Here is a 25425-nt window from a genome sequence, read left to right on the forward strand (position 1 = left end):
TTTTTTATCAAGGTGCTATTGTTTGAGCTTTTCTGCTATATATCGTTGTTTTTATTGTCTTTTAAAACGTGGCATGATAACTGCAAATAATTTGTTAGTGAGTTGATAAAGGAATTAACAAATGACGGATACAGGTAAGTTCAACATATTTTCCATGACTGGCAAAATGAAGATTTTACACTTCAGCTGGTTTGCTTTTTTTATCACCTTTATGGTGTGGTTTAACTTCGCCCCCTTACTACAGGCGGTAAAAACCTCCCTTGGCCTGACAACCGCTGAAATTAAGACGCTACTTATACTCAACGTGGCACTTACCATACCGGCACGCGTTATCATCGGTATGCTGACTGATAAATATGGCCCACGGATTGTTTATGCTGCCTTGTTGGCCGTTTGCTCAATTCCCTGCTTTGCCTTTGCTGTAGCAGACACGTTCGCACAAGCCGCAATCGCGCGTTTTGCGCTGGGCTTTATCGGTGCTGGCTTTGTGGTGGGGATCCGTTTGGTCTCTGAATGGTTTCCGCATAATGAATTGGGAACGGCAGAGGGGATATACGGTGGCTGGGGTAACTTTGGTTCGGCTGCCGCTGCCTTTACGCTACCGACAGTTGCCTTGATGTTTGGTGGTGAAGATGGCTGGCGTTATGCAATGGCGATCACGGGTGTCATGAGTTTGATTTTCTCCTATTTCTTCTATGCCAATGTGACAGATACGCCTAAGGGAGCCACCTACTTTAAGCCAAAGAACCTGGGGGCCATGGAGGTCACCTCAAAAGGCGATTTTTATCTGCTATTGTTGATGAAACTGCCTATGTATGGCGCATTGGCACTACTGGCCTGGAAACTGTCGCCAAGCGGTGTGTCAATGCTCAGCGCTCCCATGGAAATCGGTATCTACCTGGTACTGACTGCACTGTATTTTTATGAAGTGAGCCAGGCATGGAAAGTGAATAAAAACATTTTTGTAGAGCCGGTACCTGAGATCCACCAGTATAAATTCAAGCAGGTTGCTGTGTTGAATGTGCTTTACTTTGCGACCTTTGGCTCTGAACTTGCTGTTATCTCAATGCTGCCACTGTTCTTTTCTGACACCTTTGAGCTAACACCGGTAATGGCTGGTATGGTGGCATCGGCTTATGCCTTTATGAACCTGATGTCTCGCCCAGGCGGCGGCTGGATTTCCGATAAGTTTGGCCGCAAGCCTACATTGTTGATCCTGACGGCCGGGTTAGCAGCAGGTTACTTCCTGATGGGGCAAGTGGACGGTAGCTGGCCGGTGTGGTTAGCCGTGGCAGCCGCGATGGCATGTTCATTTTTTGTTCAGGCTGGTGAGGGGGCGGTATTTGCGACCGTTCCTTTGATTAAACGCCGAATGACAGGGCAAATTGCCGGTATGACAGGAGCCTATGGTAACGTCGGTGCTGTGTGTTACCTCACTATCTTGTCTCTGGTGGATTACAGCACCTTTTTCTATGTGATCGCTGCAACGGCAGTGCTTGGTTTTGTCACGCTATTGATGATGGAAGAGCCTTCCGGGCAGATAGCAGAAGTGAACGAAGATGGCAGTGTAACCATGATTGACGTGGCGAAAAGCTAGTTGAAGTTTGGTTAATGTGGCCAACCCGGATGCAGGGTGGCCACGTTGCCTTTCAGGGGAATACCGATGGCAATGACAATGGATGTAGCAGAAGTACCGACTGATAGCCTGCAAGTCTCGGTGGGTGGTTTCTCCAGTGCAGGATGTCGGGAAGCCAATCAGGATGCCTTCGCAGTGAAGCACTCACCGCGAAAAAGCGTAGTGAAGTATAAAGGGGTAGTGGCGTGTATTGCCGATGGTGTTAGCTGCAGTGATCACGGGCAGCAGGCGAGCCATACCAGCGTCACCCAGTTTATTGATGATTATTACAGTACGCCAGATAGCTGGGGGGTGAGAAAAGCAGCGGCGAAGGTGTTAACTAGCCTCAATAGTTGGCTCTATCATCATGGAAAGCACAGTGATCTACGGCACAACGGCTTAGTGAGCACGTTCAGCAGTGTGATTGTCAAATCCAATACCGCGCATTTGATCCATGTTGGCGATAGCCGTATTTACCGCTACCGACGTGGAAACCTTACTCAGCTCACTCAAGATCACAGCCGAAAGCAAGGGGGGAAAAGTCACTTTTTAACCCGTGCGCTGGGTATGGATAGCCGGCTTGATGTGGATTACAAGCAAGAGCCCGTTGAAGTAGACGATGTGTTGGTACTTACCACAGATGGCCTTCATGATTGGTTGACGAAGCAAGAATTAGAGGGGCTGTTGTCGAGAGCGGAACTGGCCGCGGAAGAACTGGCACATTTGATTGTCCAGTATGCCCAGAAAAATGGCAGCGATGATAATCTAACCTGCCTGCTGGTAAAAATTGATTCGCTTCCACAAGAGAACCTTCAGGAGACGAGTCGGGAATTAACCCAAAGGGTCATTCCCCCCGTATTGGCTGAAGGGAATACGATCGATCAATACGAGATCATCAGAGTGCTCCATAGCGGGACCCGGAGCCATGTCTATTTGGCCAGAAGCCATTTCGACCAAAAACGCTATGTGTTAAAAGCACCGTCGCCAAACTTTTCAGAAGATCTTGTTTATCTGCAAGGGTTTATTCGAGAAGGTTGGGTTGGCAGGCAGATCAGCCATTCTTCGATAATGAAAATACATCGTTATGCGGATTCATCTCCTTTCTTGTACCATGTTTGCGATTATGTGGAAGGAAAAACCCTCAGGCAGTGGATGATTGATAATCCTAGACCGAGCTTAGAAAAAGTCCGAGAAATTGCTTCTGAATTAATTAAACCAATTCGATTCTTTCAGCGAATGGGGATTGTGCACCGTGACTTAAAACCTGAGAACATAATATTAACCGAGAATGGGAAAGCTGTTTTTATCGACTTTGGTACTGCTCAGGTTGAAGGGTTTGATGAGATTGCCGGAGCTATAAAGGAAGACGTACCTGTTGGCGCAACAGATTATATTGCACCTGAATACCTGGCTGGTGAAAAAGCAACGGCTTATTCAGATTTGTTTTCGGTTGGGGTTATTGTTTATGAAATGCTGACAGGGGATATTCCGTACAAGGCTCAATGTTCACAGGTGTTTGATAGACAAAAGACTCGGCATTACGATTATATTTCAGCTATTCAGTTTAGACCTGACTTACCTGCCTGGCTGGATTTGGTATTAAAAAAAGTATGCCACCCTTCACCAAAGATCCGCTACCAGGTGATATCTGAGTTTATTCAGGATCTATCGACACCTAACCAAAAAATACTCAGTGAGTTGAAAGAATCGCCATTAATCCAACGTAATCCACTACGCTTTTGGAAGCTAATGGTTTTAGTATTAGTGGTTATTGTTAGTATTGAAACATACATTATTGCTCTTGGTTAGCCATTACCTATTGGTTGCGGGAATGAACTAATGGGTAATAATAGCTAAGCGGGTCATCTGATATTTCAATAAGTTGCCTGTGTGGTATCCTTTTGAGTTATAAAGGTGATTTTTCACTAATAAAAATTAAATAGTATTGGGACGATGATTCCATTATTTAATTACAGTTTTTGATAACTGAAACGTTATGCCTATAAATACCCTGTCAGCTAAAGGCAAAGGTTCTGAAAAGATCTGACGCAAAACTACCGGCCTAAAGAAATAGTGATCTCATCGGATGTGTTTGTTATTTATATGGCAGCGGAGTTACCTGGTAGGAATAAAAAGCAGTAGTAAGTTTGCCTCCAAATAGCTGGCTTCCCATACATTCAATTGGAAGCTAATAAAATGAAAAAAATAATGACTCTTTCCTTTGCAGCAAGCTCTGTGCTGGCTGCATTAATCCCAATTCACGCGAGTGCTCATGGCTGGGCTGACTTTCCAAAAGCGCGTCAGGTGATTTGCCAGGAAGATGGCGGTCACTGGGGAGCATCAGATGGTTCACAAATCCCAAACGAAGCCTGCCGGGCTTCATTTCAAGAATCAGGCACCTATCCTGTCGTTCAGGTCAATGAGTTTGCCACTTTGGTGAAAGACTACACCAATATGGATGCGGTAAAGGCGGCTGTTAAGGATGGCCTGATTTGTTCTGGTGGCGATGAGCGAAAAAGCGGTATGAGTGTTGCCTCTCAACATTGGCAGCGAACAGACATGCAGGCAGGTGAAACCTTTACCTTGAAGTACCGCGCGACGGCACCTCATAATCCGAGCCATTGGCAAATATACCTGACTAAACCGGGCTATAACGCGGCACATAGCCGCTTGGATTGGGATGATCTTGAGTTGATCCAGGAATTTGGCAACATAGAAAAGATCAATGTTGATGGTGGTAACTACTATTACATGGATGTCACTTTGCCAGCTGGCCGGGCAGGTGAGGCGACACTCGTTACCCGGTGGCAGCGTGATGATCCTGCCGGCGAAGGCTTCTATAACTGTAGTGACATTAAGTTTGACGGTGATGCTCCATTGCCAGAGTGGTCACCTCTTGGGGCATTTGTTAAACCGGGTGTGACTGCTGAGGAGGGTGATAACATCTGGTTCCGTATTTTCTCTGCGCAGGGCAACCAAGAGCTCGTGTCTGAAAAGCTGTTGGTTACAGCAGCCAACCAAGATGTCAATGCCTGGTCTTATGAGCTGGCACAACAAGTGAATCAAAAGCACAGTGCGATAGTACAGGTTGGTATTGAACAAGCTTCTGGTGAGATCGTATATGCCCCAAGTGATCTGTATGCCAACAAGGTGTTTGTGGCCAACGCCAATTATAGCTATGCGCTAGATGTGCGTGATGGCGATGTGATTGAGCCAGAGCCAATTGTTGTGGGAGGGCTGAAATCTGAGTATACCCAGAATAGTGAAGGCTTGGCTGTTATCGAAGCAGAAGTTCATTCTGAAGGGCGTTACCGGATCGACATGAAGCTGGTTGATAGTGCGGGCGAACAGGCTGCCTATGGCAGTGGTGTTGTTGATAATAGCCAAATTGCGGTGACAATGTTCTCACCTTATACCGGTGATTTTACAGTTGAAATCTATGCGGCAGAGCAAGATGCTCAGCCTAAATTGATTGAATCGAAATCTATCACTATCAAAGAGCAATCCGGCTCTGGTGATTACGACTATGTTTATCCCGATGGTATTGGCCAGTATGTACCAGGCGAGACAATCGTTCTAGGCCGAGATGGCAATACTTACCAGTGCCGTCCTTACCCTGAAGGTGGCTGGTGCAATATCAACTCAGCGATCCACTACGAACCAGGATTTGGTTCGGCATGGCAAGATGCCTGGATCCTTCAATAAGACTGATTGATATATGAAACACTAATGAAAGCGCTGACATTGTTCGGCGCTTTTTTTTGTGCGTTGCTTCCCATTTTTTCACCCCAATATATGACGATATGAAAGATAATGTTTCTGTCAATAAACAATAAGGCAGTATTTTATAGAGAAAAGGTGATCAAATTCAAAAAATACAACGTGAATGTGTTAGTGCGTTTCATAACTTGTCCGAGATCAAATTGTTGCACATTTTGACAGTGTTAGATATTAGCACCTAGCCCAAACGGGGTATTCAAGATACTCATTACAGGTAACGGGTTAACCCATTGCAAATTGGGTAGTCTAGCCGGTTAAAGTAATTAGTATTTGATAATTATGGAGAATCAACATGAGTAGTGCATTTTTTATCCCAACAGTAAACCTAATGGGTGCAGGCTGCCTAACTGAAGCGGCAGATGCGGTAAAAGCACAAGGCTTTAAAAAAGCGCTGATCGTTACTGATAAAATCCTAAGCCAAATCGGTATGGTGAAGCAGGTAGCCGATCTACTTGCTGAGCGTGACGTTGAATCTGTTGTTTTCGATGGTACACAACCAAACCCTACAATCGGTAACGTTGAAGCGGGCCTTGAACTGCTAAAAGCTAACGAGTGTGACTTTGTTATCTCTCTAGGTGGCGGTTCACCACACGACTGTGCAAAAGGTATCGCACTTGTTGCCGCTAACGGCGGTAAGATTGGTGACTACGAAGGTGTTGACCAGTCTGCTAAGCCTCAGTTGCCACTAATTGCAATTAACACAACGGCAGGTACTGCTTCTGAAATGACCCGTTTCTGCATCATTACTGATGAAGCGCGTCACATCAAGATGGCGATTGTTGATAAGAACACAACACCACTAATGTCTGTTAACGACCCTAAGCTAATGCTTGCTAAGCCTGCATCGCTAACAGCTGCTACAGGTATGGATGCACTGACTCACGCTATCGAAGCGTACGTTTCAATCGCAGCAACACCAATTACCGATGCTGTTGCTATCAAGGCAATCGAACTGATCCAGGCGCACCTACGCACTGCAGTAGAAGATGGCCAGAACCTAGAAGCGCGTGAGCAAATGGCATATGCCCAGTTCATGGCAGGTATGGCATTTAACAATGCCTCTCTAGGCTACGTGCACGCAATGGCGCACCAGCTAGGTGGTTTCTACGATCTACCACACGGCGTATGTAACGCAGTATTGCTACCACATGTTCAGCGCTACAACGCGCAGGTTTGTCCTGAGCGTCTGCTAGATGTTGCAAAAGCAATGGGTGTTAACGTAGAAGGCATGACGGCTGAGCAGGGTGCAGAAGCAGCACTGGAAGCGATTCAGGTACTATCTAAAGATGTTGGTATCCCTGCTGGTCTTAAAGAGCTAGGCGCGAAGGATGAAGATATTTCAATTCTTGCTGATAACGCACTGAAAGATGCTTGTGGCTTCACTAACCCGAAACAAGCAACTCATGAAGAAATTTCAGGTATCTACGCGGCAGCAATGTAAGAGTTACTGTTAGCAGCGAGTTGAACTCGCAGTATTAAAAAAGCGGTCATTTGACCGCTTTTTTGTTAGGTGACTTTTTTTACTTGCTGCTTTCGGTCTATGACACGCTGGCCATCTGGCAATGAAGAAAGTGACTGGTAATGTAGCAGGCCATCCTTCCCTTGCTGCTTGACTTCATACATAGCGAAATCTGCCTGCTTGAGAACGTCAGAGATTGACTTGGCGCCTTTCGGAAATTGACTCACACCAATACTGGCGGAAATTGAATGAAATGCCCCTGCAAACATCGCTGGTTTGTTAAAGATCCCTGTGAGCTGCTTGCTGATACACGACCCACTGTCGCCAGTTGGTTGGCAAAGCTCAATAATCGCGAACTCGTCACCACCCATTCTAGCCGCATAATAGTTGTTGCAATCTAAACCGGAAAGTCGGCGGGCGACCTCTATCAGTAACTCATCACCGGCGTGATGGCCTAATGTATCATTGATCCGCTTAAAGCCATCTAAATCAATAAGGTAAAAGCTGAATGTAGAGTTCAGTTGTTCTAAGTCATGCAATTTTTGGTTAAGCCACAAGCGGTTGTAGATACCGGTTAAAGAGTCTTTAATTGCCAGATTATGGTGAGACCGTGACTCCCTGAGTAATAAATACGCCATCAGGGCTCCCATGAGCAGGGTAGTGATCAGCAGGTAGCGAATAACTGTTTCGACTTCAGAAATCGCCCTGATCCTATCTTCCAAATCTCCGCTAGCAAGCCGGAACTTATAGTTGAGAAAGACGATCAGTTCTTCATAGTCAGCTCTGAATAGTTGTAGCAAGGCCTGAGTTTCATGGCTAGAGGGCAGATCAAGTAGCCGAGGCTCCTGGGACTGAAGCTGTTCAAAATGTGAATTGATCTTTTCCAGAGCACCATTGAAATGATCAAGATGCATAATCATGCTGTTGTCTACGATAGTGTTATAGCGGCTCCAGAGTATTTCGAATTGGACCATCATTTCGTCATGGTCGCTTTTGCCAAATTGGTAGTTTTGCAGCTGATAGATAAACTCGGAATATTCTTTCGTCAGCTGGAGGACAAACCAAATAGCTTCGTTTTGAGTTTTGGATACAACTTCCGAGTTGCTTTTCAAATGGTTGACAGCAACCAAGGTAGTGATTATTAACAATGGAGTGATGATGTATAACATCAGCTTTATCCATTTCTTTTTTGCCGCTATCACATTGTTTCGGACCATAGGTTATTCCGCTCTGATAGTTTCCAGTTGCCAGACCATTTTGGCCAGGTGCTTCCTCTGGCTAAGTTCAGGGTATTGGTCGATAGAAAAAACGAGCCAGTAGGGGCCGTAATCACGGATTCTTAAATGTTGGTTGTCTTTCCGGATAGCAATGATCGGTTCGTATTTCTCGATGTGTTGCCAGCTGACGGAAGCTGAGTAGTCATTGAGGGCACTCATCATGATTTGTGAAGGCTTGAGCTGGTAGGTTTCAAGTAGGGTTGTAAGTTTTACTCCTTTGAATTCTGACTGGCCATTGATCCAGGGAAGGTGGGTAGTAAGGCTAGTTTGCGGAAGTTGTTCAATTTGAGAGCGGGTCAGTGTAACGGTGACGTGCTGTCCTGACGTGTCTTGGCCTTCAAGGGTAAGTGTCGTTTCGTAGGCCAGCGTTGGCGGTGAAATAGCAATCCATAGCGTAATTAATAGAAAGCAAAATACAGTCTTTGACAACCTAATGGACATCCTGAAACCTCATGGTTGTTATCGATAAATGCAATACTGACGGGCGAAACACGGCTCTTGTCCATGCCCGGAAGTAAATCCGTACTTCAAGTACATGTTTTTGTATATTGTAGCCGGGATTCTATAAACAGTGTGAATGTCATAGTGTGATCAACCTCGTCAGTATTTTGACATTCTAACTGAACTTTTTCAGATGTAATCGATTTTTTGACAAAATCGTTCATTTTCCAATCAATGGAAGAGTATGGATCAAACAAAAAGTTGAAAGAGCTTGAGCTCGATCTGCCAACTCACTAGAATCCCCCCTCATTTTTCATTCGCCGGATTGATTTCTGAGCTGAATGATGCTCGTGGCTCAACGCCATCTCTGCCAGGGAGCTTCCCTGTCTATATAACCCTTGGTTGTATCTAAGCGCTCATATGCGCGACCTGAAAACAATCTGTGTTCAACCTTGTAATCCAGAGGTGCAAATTGGAAATCTTCAATTTCATTCTGGACAACTGGGAAATCATTGTGTCTCGGACTGCTGAACACCTGTCATTGGTCAGCCTGGCTGTAAGCCTGGCGATTTTGACGGGCGTCCCACTAGGCATTGCGATTACCCAGAATCAGCGTGCAGCCAATATTGTGCTGTATGTTGCGTCCATCATTATTACGATTCCGTCGATCGCGCTGTTTGGGATTATGATCCCGGTGCTGTCGATTATTGGCCAGGGTATTGGCTACTTACCCGCGGTGATAGCAGTGTTGCTGTATTCTCAACTGCCTATTATCCGAAACACCTATACCGCGATTAACAACGTCGACCCGGCGCTGCGTGAAGCGGCCCAAGGTATCGGCCTGACCAGTATGCAGCGCCTGCGTCTGGTTGAAATTCCGTTGGCGATCCCCGTGATCATGGCAGGTGTACGTACTGCTGTGGTGATGAACATTGGTGTGATGGCGATTGCCACCTACATCGGTGCCGGTGGCCTGGGATCCTTTATAGCAAGGGGGATCAGCCAGTCCGATCCTCGCCAGCTCATTGTGGGTGCTGTGGCGGTGAGTTTACTGGCTATTGTTGCCGACACTATCCTTGCGATGATCCAGAAGAAATTCACACCAAAGGGTGTCGTGGTGCACGGCTAACGTTTTACGATTTAAGAGGGTGTTTTCATGATCCAACTTGAAAACCTGACAAAAATTTTTGAAACACCACAGGGCGTGGTGACGGCTGCCGACCATATCAACATGGAAGTCCCAACGGGCGAGATTTGTGTATTACTGGGCCCATCTGGTTGCGGTAAAACGACGACACTAAAAATGATCAACCGTCTGGTGATACCGACTTCTGGCAAAGTATTTATTAATGGCGAAGACACGACAGGGATTGATACGGTCACCCTGCGCCGTAATATCGGTTATGTGATCCAGCAGATTGGCCTGTTTCCGAACATGACTATCGAGGAAAACATTGCCTTGATCCCGAAGCTGATGGGTTGGGATCAAAAGCGTTGTACCAACCGTGCCAAAGAGTTGCTGGACATGGTGGCCCTAGACCCGAATGCCTTTATGAAACGTTACCCGAACGAGCTCTCTGGCGGCCAGCAGCAGCGCGTCGGTGTTGTACGAGCGCTTGCAGCAGATGCCCCTGTACTTCTGATGGATGAACCGTTTGGTGCGATTGACCCAATCAACCGTGAAGTCATTCAGGAAGAGTTCCTGAAGATGAACAAAGAACTGCAGAAAACCATCATGTTTGTCTCTCACGATATTGATGAGGCAGTGAAAATGGCAAATAAAGTCGCTATTTTCCGTGATGGTCAGCTTGAGCAATATTCAAGCCCTGATCAGCTGCTTGCCCACCCTGCGACCGATTTTGTTGCCGATTTTGTCGGTACTGACCGTACGCTGAAACGCCTGCAGCTTTCAACCGCGGGTGAAGTGATGGAGCGCCAGGTTCCTACTGTGGCGCCTGAAGATACGCTGGAAAAAGCCAACCACCTGATGGAAGAATACGGCCACGGCATGATAGTCATGGTTAACAAGCAAGCTCAGCCTGTTGGTGTGATCAACAAATCGGTGGCGATGAGCCAGCGAGGGCTGTGTAGCGATCATTTTGAAGGCCTGCCTATTCTGATGAAGCAAGAGCAGGATCTACGTGCGGTTGTCTCCAAGATGTTTGCCCATGATATCAGCTGGCTGGCAGTGGTTGACGAACAGGGCCGCTTATGTGGCGAAATTTCACAGCGTGGTATTACTCACCACCTGGGAGCCAGTTTCCGTACCAAGGGGTAAGCGATGAAGTCGATTAATCTGAGCCCCTACATCAGTGCACTGATGTTCTTCATGGTGTTTATGGTAGGGATCTGGGCGCAATCGTCGGGTTTTGTCGAGCAGTTTATCTATTACTGGGACGAAATCGTGTACCTGTCGGGCCACCACATGAAGTTGACCCTGATTTCAGGTTCGATTGCGGTGCTAATTGGTATGCCTCTCGGGGTGTTGCTGAGCCGTCCTTCCTGCCGGCGTTATGCAGATTTCTTTATGCAAATCTTCAACATCGGCACAACAGTTCCTACTTTGGCTGTGCTGGCATTGGCCATGAGCTTTTTGGGTATTGGCGATAAGCCGGCAATTTTTGCATTGGCGATTGCTTCTGTCCTGCCGATCCTGCGCAACACCTATACCGGGTTAGTGTCGGTGCCTGCTCACCTCAAGGAAGCGGCTACCGGTATTGGCCTGACGCCATGGCAACAGCTAATGAAAGTTGAACTGCCTAATGCCATGTATGTGATCATGGCGGGGATCCGCACCGCTATTGCAATCAACATTGGTACCGTCCCGCTGGCATTTCAGATTGGTGGTACCGGCCTCGGTGAGCTGATTTTCGCCGGTATCGATTTGTACGATACCCCAATGATGCTGGCCGGGGCGATCCCGACGGCAGTACTGGCACTGATTGCTGATATTTTGCTTGGTATGCTGACTTTTTTGATTGTCAGCCAGGGTGTCAACCCGAACCGTAACTAAGGAGTCTGAGAGATGACGTTACTGATACGTATTATGGCTGCTGTTGCGGTGCTGGCTTTATCCCAGGCGGCTGTAGCCGCCAAGCTGGTGGTTGGAGGCAAGGGCTTTACCGAACAGTTGATCATGTCGTCGATGACGGCCCAATACCTGCAGGGGTTAGGCTATGACGTCGATCAGCGTGATGGTATGGGCTCTACGGTACTGCGTACCGCGCAGGAAAACGGCCAGATCGATCTGTATTGGGAATATACCGGTACTGGTCTTATCACCTACAACAAGGTTACCGAAAAGCTCAGCCCGGAAGAAACCTACACCCGGGTTAAGGCCCTTGATGCCAAGAAAGGCTTGATTTGGCTAACACCATCGAAAGCAAATAACACCTATGCATTGGCAATGCGCAAAGGTTTTGCCGAGGAGAAAGGCCTGAAAACCATCAGTGATATGATGGCCTGGCTCCAGAGTGACGATGGCAAAGATGCACTGCTGGCAAGCAACATCGAGTTTTCCGCCCGTGCAGATGGCCTTAAGTCACTGTTGGCGGCTTATCATTTTGAGCTACCTCGCCGCAACCTGAAAAAGATGAACTCAGGTTTGGTGTACCAGGCTTTGGCGCAGGAAGTGGTTGATATCTCGATGGTGTTTGCTACTGATGGCCGGGTGAAAGCGTTTGACTTCTATGTCTTAGAAGATGACCGCCAGCATTTCCCGAACTATGCGCTGACACCTGTCGTGCGCCAGGATACGCTGGCTGCCAACCCGCAGTTGGCCAATCAGCTCAATGCACTAGGCAAGCTGATGAATGACGAGGTGATGGCGACTCTGAATGCGAATGTCGATGTCGAGGGTATCTCGATTGAGCGTGTGGCACAGGGCTTCCTAAAAGAAAACGACATGCTGTAATTCAAGCGGAGAGTCATCGCTTGGAATGCATGTTTTGGCAAGGAAAGGCCAACACCGAGGGTGTTGGCCTTTTTATATTGGCGAAGATGTAATAATGAAAAATGAACTGAAAGTCGGTATAGCCCAGATCGCACCGGTACTGGGTAATGTTGCGGCCAACCTAGAAAAACACTTAGTTTATATTGAAACAGCCCGTGCCGAAGGGATTGAGTTGCTGTTGTTTCCAGAGCTCTCGCTAACTGGTTATAGCCTGCAGGAGAAAACGCTGGAGGTGGCAATGTCTGTCGATGCAGGCTTACTGGGTGAACTTGCGGAAGCCGCTGGTGAGATGGCGGTCTGTTTTGGCTTTATCGAGGAAGCGGCAGCAGGTGAATTTTATAACGCCCAAGGCATGGTGAAGAACGGCGAGCTGATCCACCTGCACCGCAAGCTAAACCTACCTAATTACGGCGGATTGGAAGAAGCAAAATGGTATACCAAAGGACAGGATTTGGTGCCATGCCAACCCTTCAAAGGCTGGCTGACTCATACCCTGATTTGTGCTGATTTGTGGAACCCGGCACTGCCGCATCTGGCGATGCTGGATAAACCGGCTTTGATGCTAGCACCGGTAAACTCAGCCGCCGATATTGTCTCAGATGAGTTTTCCAACCCTCAGGGCTGGAAGACAAATACTGATTTTATATCGATGACCTATGGCGTGCCTTTACTGATGGCGAATAGCTGTGCCCGTGAGGGAAATAACCAGTTCTGGGGCGGCTCGCGCATTATGGATGCCTTTGGTAACTGTATTGCAGAAGCTGGTATGGAAGAGACTTTGATCTCCGGTGTTATCAGTTTGTCTGATACCCGCTCAGCGCGTTTCCAGCTGCCGACAATCCGTGATGCTGACAGCAGGCTTGTGCTGGATCTGCTGAAGAAAAAGATCGCAAGTTAGCTAAGCTGTTGCCAGCGGCTCAGGAGCAGTGGCGATATGTGCTGATATCCTGATGGCTGCGTCCTAGCCAGTAACAGATAACCCGAAGCATCTTGTTTTTGTTTATTGGCTTGGTGAGAAAATCATCCATACCCACAGACAGGCATTGCTGCCTGTCTGTGTCGCTGACATTGGCTGTCATGGCGACGATTGGCACATGCTTATTGGCATTAGCAAATTTTCGTATTTCGCAGCATGCATCAAGCCCATTCATTTCTGGCATTTGCAAGTCCATCAAGACCAGTGAAAATTTATTTTTCCTAATAGCCTGAACCGCTTCAAGGCCATTGTTAGCGGTATTAACTTGAAAACCATATTTAGCAAGCATCGTCTTGGCAATTAGCTGATTTGAAGGACTATCTTCGACCAATAATATGGGTAATGCCTGTTGTTGCGCAGTAGGGGAAATGGTGGCTTGGGCATCATACTCCTGGTGGAGGCTGCTAGCCTTGAGTCCCAACTGAAACGAAAATACCGATCCTTTGCCTAACGTGCTTTCTATATTTAATTTTCCTTCCATGATGGCAAGTAGTTTGTTGCTGATGGCAAGCCCCATTCCCGCCCCGCCATAACGTCTTGAAAATGATGGATCACTCTGTACAAATGGTTCAAGGATCGTGTTGATTTTATCTTTTGCAATACCGATCCCACTGTCTTGTAAGGTGAAAGTAATATTAGTGGTGTCATGATTTTTTTCGCTAGTCAGAGTGAGAGAAATAGCGCCATTTTCTGTAAACTTAACGGCATTACCTAGCAAGTTTGTTAATACTTGTGAGATTTTTCCTTCGTCGCCTATTAATTGTGTTCGGCGGGGGAAGTCAGAATGAAAGGTCAGGGCGATTTTCTTTTTTTTCGCTTGTGCAGAGAATATGGCAATGACTTTTTCTGCCGTCATAACAGGTGAAAAGGAGTCTTGAGCGAGCGTTACTTTATTTGAATCCAGTTTAGAGTAATCCAGTATATCGTTAAGTTGGCTTAGCAATAGTTTTGCCGCATTTTGTGCTGTATCAGTTAACTGGTTGGCTGCGCTTGAAAGAGCCTCATCTTTTAAAATATCAAGTGAGCCTAAAATGACATTCATTGGCGTTCGGACTTCATGGCTCATGGTGGCAATGAATTCTGTTTTGCTCTTATTGGCTTCTTCAGCATGCTTTTTAGCTGTTTCTAATTGTTGTTCTTTTTCTTTCTGTGCCTGCAAGACTTCTTGTAGCATGTTGACCGATCTATTGAGCCGCTCTAATTCTGACAGGTACTGAGGTTCTGGTTTGGAGAGGTGAGTAAACTCATTGATAGACAATAGTTTTCTGTTTATTTTCGTGAGCGGTGAAAGGAGCAAAGATTGTGTTAGGAAATAGCTGAACAAGCCAAGTAACAGTAAAGAGGCGGCTGATAAATAACGTATTTGATCGACATGGTGATTGATTTCATTCAAGAGGTTTTCTGTGCTGAGGGCAAGGGTCATAGAGCCAAAGATTTCACCCTCAAAAGAAATGGTACGATGGTATTGTGCGATTAATTTATCATCAGCAGTGGGGGCCTGCCCTGAGCTTGCCAATTGTTTTCCTGTTTCATTAGAGATTAGTACGTAGATGAGATCGGGGCTATGTGATGTTGCCTGCTCTAGTATCGTTTCGAGGTGTGGAATATCTTCTGTCAAAACATCTTCAAGGGCTGTCGATGATAATGCCTGAAAGTAGCTCTGTAGCTGCTTGTTTACCTTCTCCTCAAGATAGTTTTTCTCGAAGACTCTGACTATTTCCCCAGCACTAAAACTGAGCACTAATGTAATCAGTGTGATCATGGAGGCATATTTCAGCCATAGGGGGAGTGACTTAGTATAAGCAGCCATAGAGGGTACCTATTTAGATAAGAAACGGTTATCGGCCATTGCGACACGGATCCTTTCATAGTCGCTATCGGAGCCAGGCAGGAATCCATCTTTTCTGATTGCTTTTAACGCCTTTTGATCCGTTAGTTCAATTAAGCTCTCAGTCAGGCCTGTAACTATCTTGGGTTGTAGCGAAGCACTGGCGATCCACGGCTTGGTGACATTTTCGAAGCTGGCAATGACTCGAAGTGGCGCTCCTTTGTTGACTAATTTTTTGTAGGTGCTTTCTTTCAAAGCGCCGGCATCATATAGCTCTGATGCCACAGCGGCTCCCACTTTGTCGTGGCGTCCTAAGTACCCGAATGAATCTAAGCTTTGAGCGGTAATGTTTTGGTCGGCAAGATAGCTTTGTGACAAGTAACGGCCAATGGTTGAGTTTTCGTCGCCAAATGCAAACGATTTTCCGGCTAAGTCTTTTGCAGATTGAATATTGCTATTTTGGTGTACGCAGATCACGCCGTTAAAAATCTTCCCGCCATTTTTATTTTCAATCGCCAGGATTTTAATACCTGGGTTCTGCTGTTTAGCCAATACATAAGAACTTGGCCCAAAACGAGAGAAATCAACATGGCCCTCGACAAGGTTGGTAAGCCCCTGTTGATAGTTTTTTGAAATTTGCATCCTAATTTGCACCGGCTCTCCCAGTTTCGTTGTCATTTTGCTCTCGAGGGCATTAAGAACAGGGCGAAACTGTTTAACTATGGTTGTTGCCTTGTCTGATGTATAGACACCAAAGGCTAGCTGGATATCAGAAACGGCAGGTAAGCTAATAAAAGCTAGAGGAATGATGAGAAAATGGATATTTTTCATGGCTGCTCTCGATGGGGGGCTTTAGGTTAATAACAGCAATTAGCAGACCATGTTGTGTGAAGGGGGAGATTTATGAACCCGGGCCGTGTGAACACGTTATTGAGTGGGGTATGTACCCAAAGCCATAAGGATCAGAGCTTTGGGAGTGAGTCAGCGCGCCCACTTCGGTGTCAAATGAGTTCAAAAGGGAATGCCATTCCTTCTCTCATTTTCCTTGAATTGAACACGCTGAACTCACTCTGAATCCTGCATCTTGAGGTCACTTGGGTATATTAGTTCGGGTTAGAATTGATAAACTGGGTGTGGAGCCACTGCAATGGCATGCTGAACTCAGAATGCTGGGACCACAGCAGAGAGGCTTTCCAGCTTTCTTGCTCTGTATTGTTAAATGACAGCGTAATGCGTTGCAGGTTGCCTTGTTCGAGATCTTTCTTTACGACAAAGTTTGGTAGGAGAGTGACACCGATCCCCCTTTTACATAAATGCAGCAAGGTATTGAGATCTTCAATGTTCCAACAATGGGAAGCGGTCTCAATTTCATCTAGGCCCATTTGGTGTAGGTCTGAACATGGCAGTAGGAGCTTGGTATTGCAAAAGTCGGTAAATGTGAGTGTCGAGCCATGTGTATTGATAAATTCAGGTGAAGCAACCCATAATGTGTTGATGTGAAAGGCTGTTGTGAAATCAAACCCTTTTTTCTCATTCAGGGGAAACAGGCCAAGCACCATATCCAGCTGTTTATTTTTTAGCTGCTCTTTTAATGACTGACTATTTTGCTGTTTAAGTTTAATTTCAATCGTTGGAAACTGCTCTGAAAATTGTAATAGCAAGTCTTGAATGTGAGGACCACAAATAAGCGGATCAATCCCAATGTTAATCTGTGTGTCAGTTGTTGAGAATAATGCTGTGGATCTTTCAATGAAAATATCATACTGGTTGATCATGGTTTTGGCGTTTTTATATACGCGTTCACCTTTATGAGTTAATGTCGGATATTTTCTTGAGCGGTCAAATAGCGGATAGCCTAAGTCAATTTCAAGGTTCTGTATTGACTGGCTAATAGCGGCTTGGGTTTTATTGGTTTTTCTTCCGGCAGCACTGAAAGAGCCTGTCTCAGCCGCTGCGATGAAAGAGTTAATGTTTTCAAGCTGGATCTTCATTTGCCACTTCTCTTCAAATACAAGATTATAATATTTGTACTTCTATGTATTGATTTTGACAATTATTGCCTTGGTCTAAAGCTGGTTTAGTGAGCTTTTCGCATAAGCTAAATCCTTTAAAGGTATATGTCAAAGTGAAATATATCCTATTGCATTGTTTAATAAGAATAAACTTTAGTATCTATAAAATAAATCTATAGAATTAATCTAGCTTATTGTTCATGGTTGATGAAATGAAATTATGTATTGATTTGTATCGCTATCTTATAAGTAATGGATTTATTAATAAATGTGTTTGGCTGGCAACAAAATAGTTAAACTCTGATACAAGTTCCTAATAGATTCTATACCCAAGCTACCTCAAGATGCAGGATTCAGAGTGAGACCAGCGTGCTCAGTTCAAGGGAAATAACGGTAGGAATGGCAATCCCTTTCAACGTTATTTGACACAGAAATGGGTTCGCTGGCTCACTCCCAAAGGGCGAGTTTACTTGGCTGTTATGCGTTGTTACCGATTATTAATTTAGAGCCACTAGATTTTCAAATCGGTGCCTAGCCTAGCAGCCAAGTAATTCTCGCTGAAACGAGCATCTTGAGGTAGCTTGGGTATATTTATAGCAATGGACTGAACATATAAAAAAACTGCTCTATCAGTTTGTTGGTAACAGGACGCTTCTCCCATTCTTTGAGAACGATATGAACTGAGTCATTGATATATTCCTGCTGTAGCCAGCTGAGCTGCTGGGTAAATTCAGGGTTATCCACTGCCAGCGTGACTTCAAAGTTGAGCCATAAACTGCGCATATCGAGGTTAACGGTACCAATGAGGCAGTGGTTATTATCGATAACGACGGATTTGGTATGGAGCAGTCCGCCATGGAAACGGTGGATCTTAACCCCGGCCGTTAATAGTTCGGTAAAGAAAGAGCGGCTAGCCCATTCAACCATAATTGAGTCATTTTTATCGGGAATAACAATATGGACGCTAACACCACGCTCGGCAGCACTTTCCAGTGCATGGAGCAGGTTTTCGCTCGGCACGAAGTAAGGTGTGGTGATAACCACGCTCTTTTGTGCCTGGTAAATACTCAGCAGCAGTACTTGATGAATGATCTCATCGGGCATGCCAGGGCCGGATGGGACCACCTGAATCATATCAGAGCTGTCAGCAGGAGAGGCCACTTGGCATGCTGGTAGCTGGGGCAAATATCGCTCCCCTGTTTCTACCTCCCAGTCCCAGGCCTGGATACAGTTAAGTACTGCCACCGTCGGGCCTGTCACCCGTACCATCACATCGATCCATTGGCCCACTCCCGCATCTGTTTTGAAAAACTCTGGATCGACCAGGTTCATTGAGCCGGTATAGGCGATATTGTTATCGATCACCGCAATTTTACGGTGCTGGCGTAGGTCAAGGCGTCGCAGGAACATACGAAAAGGCGACACGGCCAGCGCTTCTGTCACCTCGATACCGGCATGACGCATTAACCTTGGCCAATAGGAGCGGAAGAAACGCATACTGCCAGCAGCGTCCAGCAAGACTTTGACAGCAACCCCACGTTTTGCAGCCATGATCAGGGCTGTGGCTACCTCATCGGCGAGGCCTCCCGGGTGCCAGATATAAAACTCGAGGTGAATAGTGTGCTGTGCATGCTGAATATCTTCAATGATGGAGCGAAGGATTTTATGGGGGGAGTCCTGTAAAGAGAGCGTATTGCCACAAAGCGCTGGGATACCCAGGCGGTTTTCACATAAATCACTGATAGGACGGGCATGGTGGCTCATGTGCTGCGGTTGGTGGCCGGGGCAGTCATTCAAGCACTGGAACCAGTCGGCAAATGGCTGAAACATTTCTCGAGCCCGTTCTGCGCGCTTTTTGCCTAGGTTGAGCTCGCCAAATAACAGATAAGCAAAAACGCCACCAATCGGGATGATGTAAATAATCATCAGCCAGGCCAGTGACACACCGACAACGCGACGTTTAAATACAACGCGCATCGTTACACCCGCAATGATCAGCCAGTAGAAGAAGACACCGACCCAAGTGAGTACTTGATAAAACTGTTCCATGTGAATGGCTTATCTGTTTATAGAAAGAGTTATATACCTTCTATTCTGCATTGAAATGACCGGAATACCAACGTTATCTTGTCGATAGTAACTTCTGCCAATACTTTTAACAGAAACGAAACAAATCAACATAAATTGACTAATTTATGTGCAGAAAAGCGTGTTTTTGGGAGAAATGCTAGTGATAGATCAAAAAATAGAATCGCGGGCTTCACATTCTATTCGCAAACTGTTTTACTTGCCAATATTGACGGTGTGATTGATACTTCTTAAATTGTACACAAAACTTTACACCTGAAATAAACACATGGAAATAGCAGCACAATACCAATCGGGATAAGTAAGTGTTCAGATACTTATCCCGATTGGTATCATCATCAACTAGTGTAGAGATGTAGTATGGCAAGTGGATCAAGAGCGCAGTTCAGCTCACGGATAGGTTTTATTTTGGCGGCAGCGGGTTCCGCTGTTGGTTTAGGGAACATTTGGGGCTTCCCGACGCAGGCAGCTAGCAACGGCGGTGCTGTGTTTCTTTTTGTTTACCTACTAATGGTGTTTGCGCTGGCGTACCCATTACTGGTTGCGGAGTTGACGATTGGCCGATATGGCAACGCGAACCCAATTAAGTCGCTCCGTTCCGTTTGGCCTCAGCAACGTGGAGTTGCAACGCTGCTCGGTGTGGCCGGCATGATCGCCGTGTCAATGATCCTCAGCTTCTATGCGATAGTGGCAGGTTGGTTGTTTGGTTTTCTCGTTGGTCCGATCCTTGAGGCAATTGGATTGGTGTCGGCAGCAAACTGGCTAGAGTCTTTCAGCTCGTCCCGTAACTTAGTACTCATGGTGTTCTTCATGGTGCTGACTATCCTGGTGGTACGAAACGGGGTGGCAAATGGTATCGAGCGCTGGTCGACCCGCCTGATGCCGGTGCTACTGGTATTGTTCGTGGTAATGGTGGCCTACATCCTGACTCAGGAAGGAGCTATCGATGGACTGAAAATGTATCTGGTTCCGGACTTTTCCCGCATCAGCCCTGATTTGGTGGTGAGCGCAATGGGCCAGGCATTCTTCTCGTTGTCGCTGGGTGTTTGTTCAATGATGGTTTATGGTTCATACATTAAGAAAGATGTGAACCTACCGAAAACGGCAGCTCAGGTTGCGTTGTTGGATACCTCTGTTGCCTTTATTGCTGGCCTGTTAATTCTGCCAGCGATGTTCGTGGCCCAGCACAATGGTGTTGAAATCTACAGTGATAGCGGTGCACTGCTGTCATCAGATACCCTAGTGTTCAGTGTATTGCCTGCAATGTTCGATACCATGGGGTCTGCTGGTTTGTTTATTGGCGTACTTTTCTTTGTCTTGATGGTGATTGCGGCACTGACCTCTTCTATCTCGATGCTTGAAGTACCGGTTGCCTGTGCAACCGAAGAGCTTAACCAAGATCGAAAAGTGGCGGTATGGTGGATTGGCGGCCTGATCACGCTGTTCTCTGGCATTATCGTGTTCAACTTTGGCGATATGTTTGGTTTGGTGATTTCGATTACCACTGAGTATGCCCAGCCAATCCTAGGCATGCTGTTTGCCCTGCTTGTGGGTTGGGTATGGAAGCGTGACAAGGTACTACAGGAAATCAAAGAAGGTTACCCTGAGCTTGAGCAAGGCCTATTTTGGAAAATCTGGCCTTGGTATGTACGTGTTGTGTGTCCGCTGATGATGCTGTGGGTATTCTTCGCGTAATCCCAAGTTATATTGGACAAAAGATAAAGCCGCTCATTTGAGCGGCTTTTGTGTTTATAGCGTTTGGTATTAATATCAAACGGTATATACTCCGCGTCTCGATTTTCTGTCTCGCTCAATGGTCTTTGGTTATGTTTACTCTGGTTTATCAACATCCTGATTTTTTGGTTATCAATAAGCATCCGGGAGTGAGTGTCCATAAAGACGACAGCGAGCAGCCGTTACTAACAGAAATCGCCAAGCAGACAGGGGATGAGAAACTGTACCTTATTCATCGCCTTGATAAGATGACGTCCGGCCTATTATTGCTCGGGCGAAACCGCCAGGCGGCTTCGGAGCTTTCAACAAATTTTGCCCGCCGCGAAGTCGAAAAATTCTACCTGGCTATCGGGACGAAAAAGCCCAAGAAAAAACAGGGTGTGGTGATCGGCGATATGACCCGATCGCGTCGCAGTAGCTGGAAACTGGAGGCGACCAAAGAAAACCCGGCAGTAACCCAGTTCTTCTCTGCTGCAGGTGGGAATGGACGTCGCTTGTTCTTGTGTAAGCCCCATACCGGCAAGACCCACCAAATTCGTGTTGCACTGCGTAGTGTCGGCTCCGGGATCACAGGTGATGCGATCTATGGTTGCGAGGAGGCTGATCGCGGTTACCTGCATGCATTCGCATTGCGTTTTCCCTATCAGGGGGAGCTGCGCCAGTTTACCTGTGAGCCTGAACAGGGTGAGTTGTGGCAAACCGATGAAGTAGGGCAGGCGTTGGTGGAGTGGAAGTCACCATGGACGCTAGATTGGCCTAAGCTGCCTTTTAAAAAATAACAACTGGTTATCAAATCACCATGTTTTTTAAAATAGAGCGTTCAAAATAGGCCTTAAAGGCCTTTTTTTACACAGAGTCAGTAAAAACATAGATTAATTTCGGCCAACAGGCTGTTAATTGAGCGATCGCAATTAAACTATTGATAAAGATCACATATAATACTGGTCTAGGAAATACCTAGATTGAGGATTACAATGCGCCTTACCCGTTCCACGTCGCTACGTATGCGACAGAAGAAGAAAAAGAACAAATCTCTATTTTGGGGGCTGGCATCATTTCGTCGTAATCGTCAAAAAATCAAATCCCGCGCAAAACGTCAAAGACAAGTCCGTGTCACCGCAGAATATGTCGTCCTCGCCAGTCATCGCATTGCTGATGAAGAAATTAAATTAGTTGCCTGAACCCTGAACCCTGAACCCTGAACCCTAAGCCTCTGCCGTTTGGTCCGTTGCTATCATTGGATGGCGGGCCTTACTGTTGATAATTGTGTGGAATGGCATGAGGTATTGGTATTAGAATAGCGCCCTTATTTCGATCAAGACTGTAGAGTTATGGAAACAAGTGCGCTACCTACCTTAGAACAACACCTGCTCAATGAACTGACGTCGCCGCCGACAGAAGTTCGTCGCTTATTCCATGGCCGTGGACGCTGTTGGCAGGGGTTAGAGCAGCTCACTGTTGATTGGTTGAGTGGCCAGGTTTTAGTTTCTTTATTTAAAGAACCATCGGAGTCGTTTCTCATTGAGTTGAACCGACTTCTGGCTGCTATGACCGAAACAGAGGTTTGGCAGCAAAGTGGTGCGACATCGTTATTGTTGCAGCACCGAGACCGTCTGGGAGCACCGATGGAAGTGCTTTGGGGCGAGAGCGGTGACTATCAGGATGTGGTAGAAAACGGCCTGACCTTTAAGCTGGACTTAGGGCGCAAGCAAAACAACGGCTTGTTTCTTGACATGCGCTATGGCCGTGACTGGGTCATGCGCAATGCCGAGGGTAAGCGGGTGCTTAACCTGTTTGCCTATACCTGCGGTTTTTCTGTTGCTGCTATCGAAGGCGGGGCTGAGCATGTGGTGAACCTGGATATGGCCAAAGCCGCATTGAGCCGTGGCCGTGATAACCACCACCTGAATAAGCATGACTTGAAGAAGGTGAGCTTTCTTGGCCATGAGCTTTTCAAGTCATGGGGGAAAGTTCGAAAGCTTGGGCCTTACGACTTGATCATTATTGATCCGCCATCGTTTCAAAAGGGCAGCTTCGCCCTGACCAAGGATTACCAGAAGATCCTGCGCCGCTTGCCTGATTTGTTAACTGAAGCTGGTCAGGTCGTAGCATGTGTCAATGATCCTTCGGTATCATCCCAGTTCTTGATTGATGGTATGGCGACAGAGGCACCAGAGCTAAGCTTTACCGAGCGCTTGGAAAACCCGCCGGAATTTAAAGATATTGAGCCTGAGGGTGGGCTGAAAGTACTGGTGTTCGACCGTAACTGAGTATGAAAAAATACCGCCTGATGGTTTGATCCGGCGGTATAGGTTGTCGGGAAAAGAATCACTTCGCTAATTCTTTGCAGAAATCGGCATGTACCGGCTGCTCTGCCATGGTGCGGCCACGCATATCCATGATCATTATCTTATAGTTCAAGCCCTCGCTAACCAATGGGCTGAGCTCTCCACTGTTGCAGTAGTTAACGGCTGCATTTTTAACTGCAAGCGAAGGTGGGATCTTGCCGCCACCACCATACAAGATGGTGATTTCGACCGTTTTTTCCCGTGCCTGCGCCTTCATGATCTGGTATTCACCGACCTTGTCATAGGGCGCTTTGTTGTTGATGAGCGACGCACGGCTTTTAGCCAACGCTTTAGCCGTATCATCCTGGTTAGATGCGCAGCCCGCCAGGGCGAGTAATGCGATACATACAAACGTTTTTTTAAACATCAGATAAATAATCTCGGTTTATCGCTGTGTATAGCGCCTTTGCCAATTAGGGTAGGACTTTCTTAAATGGCTTAACGATGACATTGTCATACACACCAGCTTCGATGTAAGGATCGGTATCAGCCCAAGCTTTGGCATCGGCTAACGAGTTGAACTCAGCAATCACCGTTGAGCCAGTGAAACCCGCTTCACCTGGGTTGTCGCTATCGATGGCTGGCATTGGGCCTGCAACCAATAGGCGGCCCTGTTCTTGTAGCTCTTTCAGACGGGCAAGATGTTTTTCGCGAACACTCAGGCGACGCTCTAAGCTGTTTTCAACATCCTGAGAAAAAATAACATACCACATTCGCTGAATTCTCCCTGTGAAATAGATAAAACCAAGCCGTTTCGGTTAGAAAAATGAAAGGCTTGTTGTTGATATTGAGCGCTATCTTAAAGCAAAAAAAAAGCCCCAACCAGAGGCTAGGGCTAATTGTGAGGACAGGTTTACGCTTTTCGTATTGGGCGAGGGCGTCCTTCGCTGTTGATTGCCACATAATTAAAGGTGGCTTCACAGACACGGTAGCGTTCACCAACACCATCGATAGCGACAGGTTTCACCCATACTTCCAGCGCAACACTCATTGATGTGTTGCCGATACGGCTACATTCACCGTAGCAGCACACAACGTCGCCAACACTGACAGGCGCTTTAAAGGCAATACTGTCAACGGAGACGGTGACAACACGTCCTCCTGAAATTTCCTTGGCTAGAATGGCACCGGCCAGATCCAGCTGAGACATGATCCAGCCACCAAAAATATCGCCGTTGGCATTGGTGTCTGCAGGCATTGCTAAGGTGCGGAGCAGCAGCTGTCCGCGTGGGATGTTATTTTCTGTGGTCATGGTTCGATCTTACAATTATTCAGAATCGGTTTCTTTCGGCATATGGTGGTAAATATATCCGCCGGTGGCAAGGGTAAAAATCAAAGTTAAGGCTAATAGGCCAAAGACTTTAAAATTCACCCACACATCAAGCGGCAATTGGAAAGCGATATAGACATTGGCCGTGGCACAAAGAACGAAAAACAGTATCCAGGCGATATTGATCCGCTTCCAAATCAGTTCTGGCAGGATAATTTCGTTGCTTAGCATCCCTTTGATAAGCGGCTTGCCCATATATTGGCTGATGGCTAGCCCCCCGGCAAACAGGATATAGATGATAGTGACCTTCCACTTGATGAAGTTATCATCGTGGAGAAATAACGTCAGGCCACCAAACACAGCGACCATCACGAAGGTAACAAGCTGCATTTTCTCTACTTTTTTGTATAAGAACCAGGTGAGTGCCACCTGAACAGCTGTCGCTGCGATCAAAGCACCTGTTGCAACGTAAATATCATGGGTTTTATACAAGATAAAAAAGACGATCAGCGGGATGAAGTCGATCAATTGTTTCATTCAATAGCAGCCTTGTTATTGCCAGCTCTCTTAGGACCAAGCGGAATGAATGTATGTCGTTGGGTATCTGTTGCGATATAGCTTGTTACAAGTATACCAATAATAAAA

General features: G+C 46.5%; 23 protein-coding genes and 1 riboswitch. Of the genes, 13 read left to right on the top strand and 10 right to left on the bottom strand.

Going from position 1 to position 25425, the window contains the following annotated elements; translation table 11 throughout:
• The first annotated feature begins 121 nt into the window (after nucleotides 1-121).
• The 4 genes from AC51G0_RS05605 (at nucleotide 122) to yiaY (ending at nucleotide 6836) form a co-directional block, all read left to right on the top strand.
• Nucleotides 122-1597, top strand: coding sequence for a NarK family nitrate/nitrite MFS transporter (locus AC51G0_RS05605; RefSeq protein ID WP_496301068.1), 1476 nt, complete (start codon nucleotides 122-124; stop codon nucleotides 1595-1597).
• Between the two features lie 66 nt (nucleotides 1598-1663).
• Nucleotides 1664-3424: a bifunctional protein-serine/threonine kinase/phosphatase gene (locus AC51G0_RS05610; protein WP_496301069.1), complete on the top strand. Its 1761-nt coding sequence runs from the start codon at nucleotides 1664-1666 to the stop codon at nucleotides 3422-3424.
• A 204-nt stretch (nucleotides 3425-3628) separates the two neighbouring features.
• Nucleotides 3629-3738, top strand: a riboswitch (cyclic di-GMP riboswitch).
• Nucleotides 3739-3811: 73 nt separating this feature from the next.
• The gene (locus AC51G0_RS05615; RefSeq protein ID WP_496301070.1) at nucleotides 3812-5320 is read left to right on the top strand and encodes a lytic polysaccharide monooxygenase; all 1509 of its coding nucleotides are present in this window, start codon (nucleotides 3812-3814) and stop codon (nucleotides 5318-5320) included.
• Nucleotides 5321-5687: 367 nt separating this feature from the next.
• The gene (gene yiaY / locus AC51G0_RS05620; protein WP_496301071.1) at nucleotides 5688-6836 is read left to right on the top strand and encodes an L-threonine dehydrogenase; all 1149 of its coding nucleotides are present in this window, start codon (nucleotides 5688-5690) and stop codon (nucleotides 6834-6836) included.
• A gap of 65 nt (nucleotides 6837-6901) precedes the next feature.
• Here yiaY and AC51G0_RS05625 read toward each other — a convergent pair whose 3' ends face one another.
• A complete protein-coding gene (locus AC51G0_RS05625) occupies nucleotides 6902-8071 on the bottom strand; it encodes a diguanylate cyclase (RefSeq protein ID WP_496301072.1) in 1170 nt (389 codons plus the stop codon).
• Between the two features lie 3 nt (nucleotides 8072-8074).
• Nucleotides 8075-8572 (bottom strand): putative pterin-binding protein, encoded by a 498-nt coding sequence (locus AC51G0_RS05630; protein WP_496301073.1) that lies wholly within the window; start codon nucleotides 8570-8572, stop codon nucleotides 8075-8077.
• A gap of 472 nt (nucleotides 8573-9044) precedes the next feature.
• Between AC51G0_RS05630 and AC51G0_RS05635 the strand changes: the two genes are divergently transcribed.
• The 5 genes from AC51G0_RS05635 to AC51G0_RS05655 all read left to right on the top strand — a co-directional run bounded on the left by AC51G0_RS05635 (nucleotide 9045) and on the right by AC51G0_RS05655 (nucleotide 13422).
• On the top strand, nucleotides 9045-9701 hold the full coding sequence (locus AC51G0_RS05635; protein ID WP_496301074.1) for an ABC transporter permease: 657 nt from the start codon (nucleotides 9045-9047) through the stop codon (nucleotides 9699-9701).
• Between the two features lie 27 nt (nucleotides 9702-9728).
• The gene (locus AC51G0_RS05640; protein ID WP_496301075.1) at nucleotides 9729-10850 is read left to right on the top strand and encodes an ABC transporter ATP-binding protein; all 1122 of its coding nucleotides are present in this window, start codon (nucleotides 9729-9731) and stop codon (nucleotides 10848-10850) included.
• Between the two features lie 3 nt (nucleotides 10851-10853).
• The gene (locus AC51G0_RS05645) at nucleotides 10854-11585 is read left to right on the top strand and encodes an ABC transporter permease (RefSeq protein ID WP_496301076.1); all 732 of its coding nucleotides are present in this window, start codon (nucleotides 10854-10856) and stop codon (nucleotides 11583-11585) included.
• Between the two features lie 12 nt (nucleotides 11586-11597).
• Nucleotides 11598-12485 carry a glycine betaine ABC transporter substrate-binding protein gene (locus AC51G0_RS05650; RefSeq protein WP_496301077.1) on the top strand — a complete coding sequence of 296 codons (888 nt, stop codon included), beginning with the start codon at nucleotides 11598-11600 and terminating at the stop codon, nucleotides 12483-12485.
• A gap of 94 nt (nucleotides 12486-12579) precedes the next feature.
• Nucleotides 12580-13422: a nitrilase-related carbon-nitrogen hydrolase gene (locus tag AC51G0_RS05655; RefSeq protein ID WP_496301078.1), complete on the top strand. Its 843-nt coding sequence runs from the start codon at nucleotides 12580-12582 to the stop codon at nucleotides 13420-13422.
• Between the two features lie 19 nt (nucleotides 13423-13441).
• Here AC51G0_RS05655 and AC51G0_RS05660 read toward each other — a convergent pair whose 3' ends face one another.
• The 4 genes from AC51G0_RS05660 to cls all read right to left on the bottom strand — a co-directional run bounded on the left by AC51G0_RS05660 (nucleotide 13442) and on the right by cls (nucleotide 19389).
• On the bottom strand, nucleotides 13442-15310 hold the full coding sequence (locus AC51G0_RS05660; protein WP_496301079.1) for a response regulator: 1869 nt from the start codon (nucleotides 15308-15310) through the stop codon (nucleotides 13442-13444).
• Nucleotides 15311-15319: 9 nt separating this feature from the next.
• A complete protein-coding gene (locus AC51G0_RS05665) occupies nucleotides 15320-16159 on the bottom strand; it encodes a PhnD/SsuA/transferrin family substrate-binding protein (protein WP_496301080.1) in 840 nt (279 codons plus the stop codon).
• A 272-nt stretch (nucleotides 16160-16431) separates the two neighbouring features.
• Nucleotides 16432-17319 carry a LysR family transcriptional regulator gene (locus AC51G0_RS05670; protein ID WP_496301081.1) on the bottom strand — a complete coding sequence of 296 codons (888 nt, stop codon included), beginning with the start codon at nucleotides 17317-17319 and terminating at the stop codon, nucleotides 16432-16434.
• Between the two features lie 612 nt (nucleotides 17320-17931).
• Complete coding sequence (gene cls / locus AC51G0_RS05675; RefSeq protein ID WP_496301082.1) at nucleotides 17932-19389, bottom strand: cardiolipin synthase; 1458 nt, start codon at nucleotides 19387-19389, stop codon at nucleotides 17932-17934.
• A 399-nt stretch (nucleotides 19390-19788) separates the two neighbouring features.
• On the opposite strand from cls, the gene AC51G0_RS05680 reads away from it, so the two are divergent.
• The 4 genes from AC51G0_RS05680 to AC51G0_RS05695 all read left to right on the top strand — a co-directional run bounded on the left by AC51G0_RS05680 (nucleotide 19789) and on the right by AC51G0_RS05695 (nucleotide 23432).
• Complete coding sequence (locus tag AC51G0_RS05680; RefSeq protein WP_496301083.1) at nucleotides 19789-21123, top strand: sodium-dependent transporter; 1335 nt, start codon at nucleotides 19789-19791, stop codon at nucleotides 21121-21123.
• A gap of 131 nt (nucleotides 21124-21254) precedes the next feature.
• Nucleotides 21255-21941, top strand: coding sequence for a TIGR01621 family pseudouridine synthase (locus AC51G0_RS05685; protein ID WP_496301085.1), 687 nt, complete (start codon nucleotides 21255-21257; stop codon nucleotides 21939-21941).
• 195 nt (nucleotides 21942-22136) lie between these two features.
• Nucleotides 22137-22343, top strand: coding sequence for a hypothetical protein (locus AC51G0_RS05690; RefSeq protein WP_496301086.1), 207 nt, complete (start codon nucleotides 22137-22139; stop codon nucleotides 22341-22343).
• A 150-nt stretch (nucleotides 22344-22493) separates the two neighbouring features.
• Nucleotides 22494-23432 (top strand): class I SAM-dependent methyltransferase, encoded by a 939-nt coding sequence (locus AC51G0_RS05695; RefSeq protein WP_496301087.1) that lies wholly within the window; start codon nucleotides 22494-22496, stop codon nucleotides 23430-23432.
• 58 nt (nucleotides 23433-23490) lie between these two features.
• Here the strand turns inward: AC51G0_RS05695 and AC51G0_RS05700 are convergent, their stop codons facing one another.
• The 4 genes from AC51G0_RS05700 to AC51G0_RS05715 all read right to left on the bottom strand — a co-directional run bounded on the left by AC51G0_RS05700 (nucleotide 23491) and on the right by AC51G0_RS05715 (nucleotide 25317).
• The gene (locus tag AC51G0_RS05700) at nucleotides 23491-23877 is read right to left on the bottom strand and encodes a GspS/AspS pilotin family protein (protein WP_496301088.1); all 387 of its coding nucleotides are present in this window, start codon (nucleotides 23875-23877) and stop codon (nucleotides 23491-23493) included.
• A gap of 46 nt (nucleotides 23878-23923) precedes the next feature.
• The gene (locus AC51G0_RS05705; protein ID WP_496301089.1) at nucleotides 23924-24223 is read right to left on the bottom strand and encodes a YciI family protein; all 300 of its coding nucleotides are present in this window, start codon (nucleotides 24221-24223) and stop codon (nucleotides 23924-23926) included.
• A 140-nt stretch (nucleotides 24224-24363) separates the two neighbouring features.
• Entirely contained in the window at nucleotides 24364-24762 is a 399-nt protein-coding gene (gene yciA / locus AC51G0_RS05710) for an acyl-CoA thioester hydrolase YciA (RefSeq protein ID WP_496301090.1), read from the bottom strand.
• 15 nt (nucleotides 24763-24777) lie between these two features.
• The gene (locus AC51G0_RS05715; RefSeq protein ID WP_496301091.1) at nucleotides 24778-25317 is read right to left on the bottom strand and encodes a septation protein A; all 540 of its coding nucleotides are present in this window, start codon (nucleotides 25315-25317) and stop codon (nucleotides 24778-24780) included.
• Between the last annotated feature and the right edge of the window lie 108 nt (nucleotides 25318-25425).

It is taken from the genome of Photobacterium sp. HL06, assembly GCF_059552575.1.

Coding starts and splice junctions, on each gene's coding strand:
- AC51G0_RS05605 (WP_496301068.1), top strand. CDS start 122: ATGACGGATACAGGTAAGTTCAACATATTTTCCATGACTGGCAAAATG.
- AC51G0_RS05610 (WP_496301069.1), top strand. CDS start 1,664: ATGGCAATGACAATGGATGTAGCAGAAGTACCGACTGATAGCCTGCAA.
- AC51G0_RS05615 (WP_496301070.1), top strand. CDS start 3,812: ATGAAAAAAATAATGACTCTTTCCTTTGCAGCAAGCTCTGTGCTGGCT.
- yiaY (WP_496301071.1), top strand. CDS start 5,688: ATGAGTAGTGCATTTTTTATCCCAACAGTAAACCTAATGGGTGCAGGC.
- AC51G0_RS05625 (WP_496301072.1), bottom strand. CDS start 8,071: ATGGTCCGAAACAATGTGATAGCGGCAAAAAAGAAATGGATAAAGCTG.
- AC51G0_RS05630 (WP_496301073.1), bottom strand. CDS start 8,572: ATGTCCATTAGGTTGTCAAAGACTGTATTTTGCTTTCTATTAATTACG.
- AC51G0_RS05640 (WP_496301075.1), top strand. CDS start 9,729: ATGATCCAACTTGAAAACCTGACAAAAATTTTTGAAACACCACAGGGC.
- AC51G0_RS05645 (WP_496301076.1), top strand. CDS start 10,854: ATGAAGTCGATTAATCTGAGCCCCTACATCAGTGCACTGATGTTCTTC.
- AC51G0_RS05650 (WP_496301077.1), top strand. CDS start 11,598: ATGACGTTACTGATACGTATTATGGCTGCTGTTGCGGTGCTGGCTTTA.
- AC51G0_RS05655 (WP_496301078.1), top strand. CDS start 12,580: ATGAAAAATGAACTGAAAGTCGGTATAGCCCAGATCGCACCGGTACTG.
- AC51G0_RS05660 (WP_496301079.1), bottom strand. CDS start 15,310: ATGGCTGCTTATACTAAGTCACTCCCCCTATGGCTGAAATATGCCTCC.
- AC51G0_RS05665 (WP_496301080.1), bottom strand. CDS start 16,159: ATGAAAAATATCCATTTTCTCATCATTCCTCTAGCTTTTATTAGCTTA.
- AC51G0_RS05670 (WP_496301081.1), bottom strand. CDS start 17,319: ATGAAGATCCAGCTTGAAAACATTAACTCTTTCATCGCAGCGGCTGAG.
- cls (WP_496301082.1), bottom strand. CDS start 19,389: ATGGAACAGTTTTATCAAGTACTCACTTGGGTCGGTGTCTTCTTCTAC.
- AC51G0_RS05680 (WP_496301083.1), top strand. CDS start 19,789: ATGGCAAGTGGATCAAGAGCGCAGTTCAGCTCACGGATAGGTTTTATT.
- AC51G0_RS05685 (WP_496301085.1), top strand. CDS start 21,255: ATGTTTACTCTGGTTTATCAACATCCTGATTTTTTGGTTATCAATAAG.
- AC51G0_RS05690 (WP_496301086.1), top strand. CDS start 22,137: ATGCGCCTTACCCGTTCCACGTCGCTACGTATGCGACAGAAGAAGAAA.
- AC51G0_RS05695 (WP_496301087.1), top strand. CDS start 22,494: ATGGAAACAAGTGCGCTACCTACCTTAGAACAACACCTGCTCAATGAA.
- AC51G0_RS05700 (WP_496301088.1), bottom strand. CDS start 23,877: ATGTTTAAAAAAACGTTTGTATGTATCGCATTACTCGCCCTGGCGGGC.
- AC51G0_RS05705 (WP_496301089.1), bottom strand. CDS start 24,223: ATGTGGTATGTTATTTTTTCTCAGGATGTTGAAAACAGCTTAGAGCGT.
- yciA (WP_496301090.1), bottom strand. CDS start 24,762: ATGACCACAGAAAATAACATCCCACGCGGACAGCTGCTGCTCCGCACC.
- AC51G0_RS05715 (WP_496301091.1), bottom strand. CDS start 25,317: ATGAAACAATTGATCGACTTCATCCCGCTGATCGTCTTTTTTATCTTG.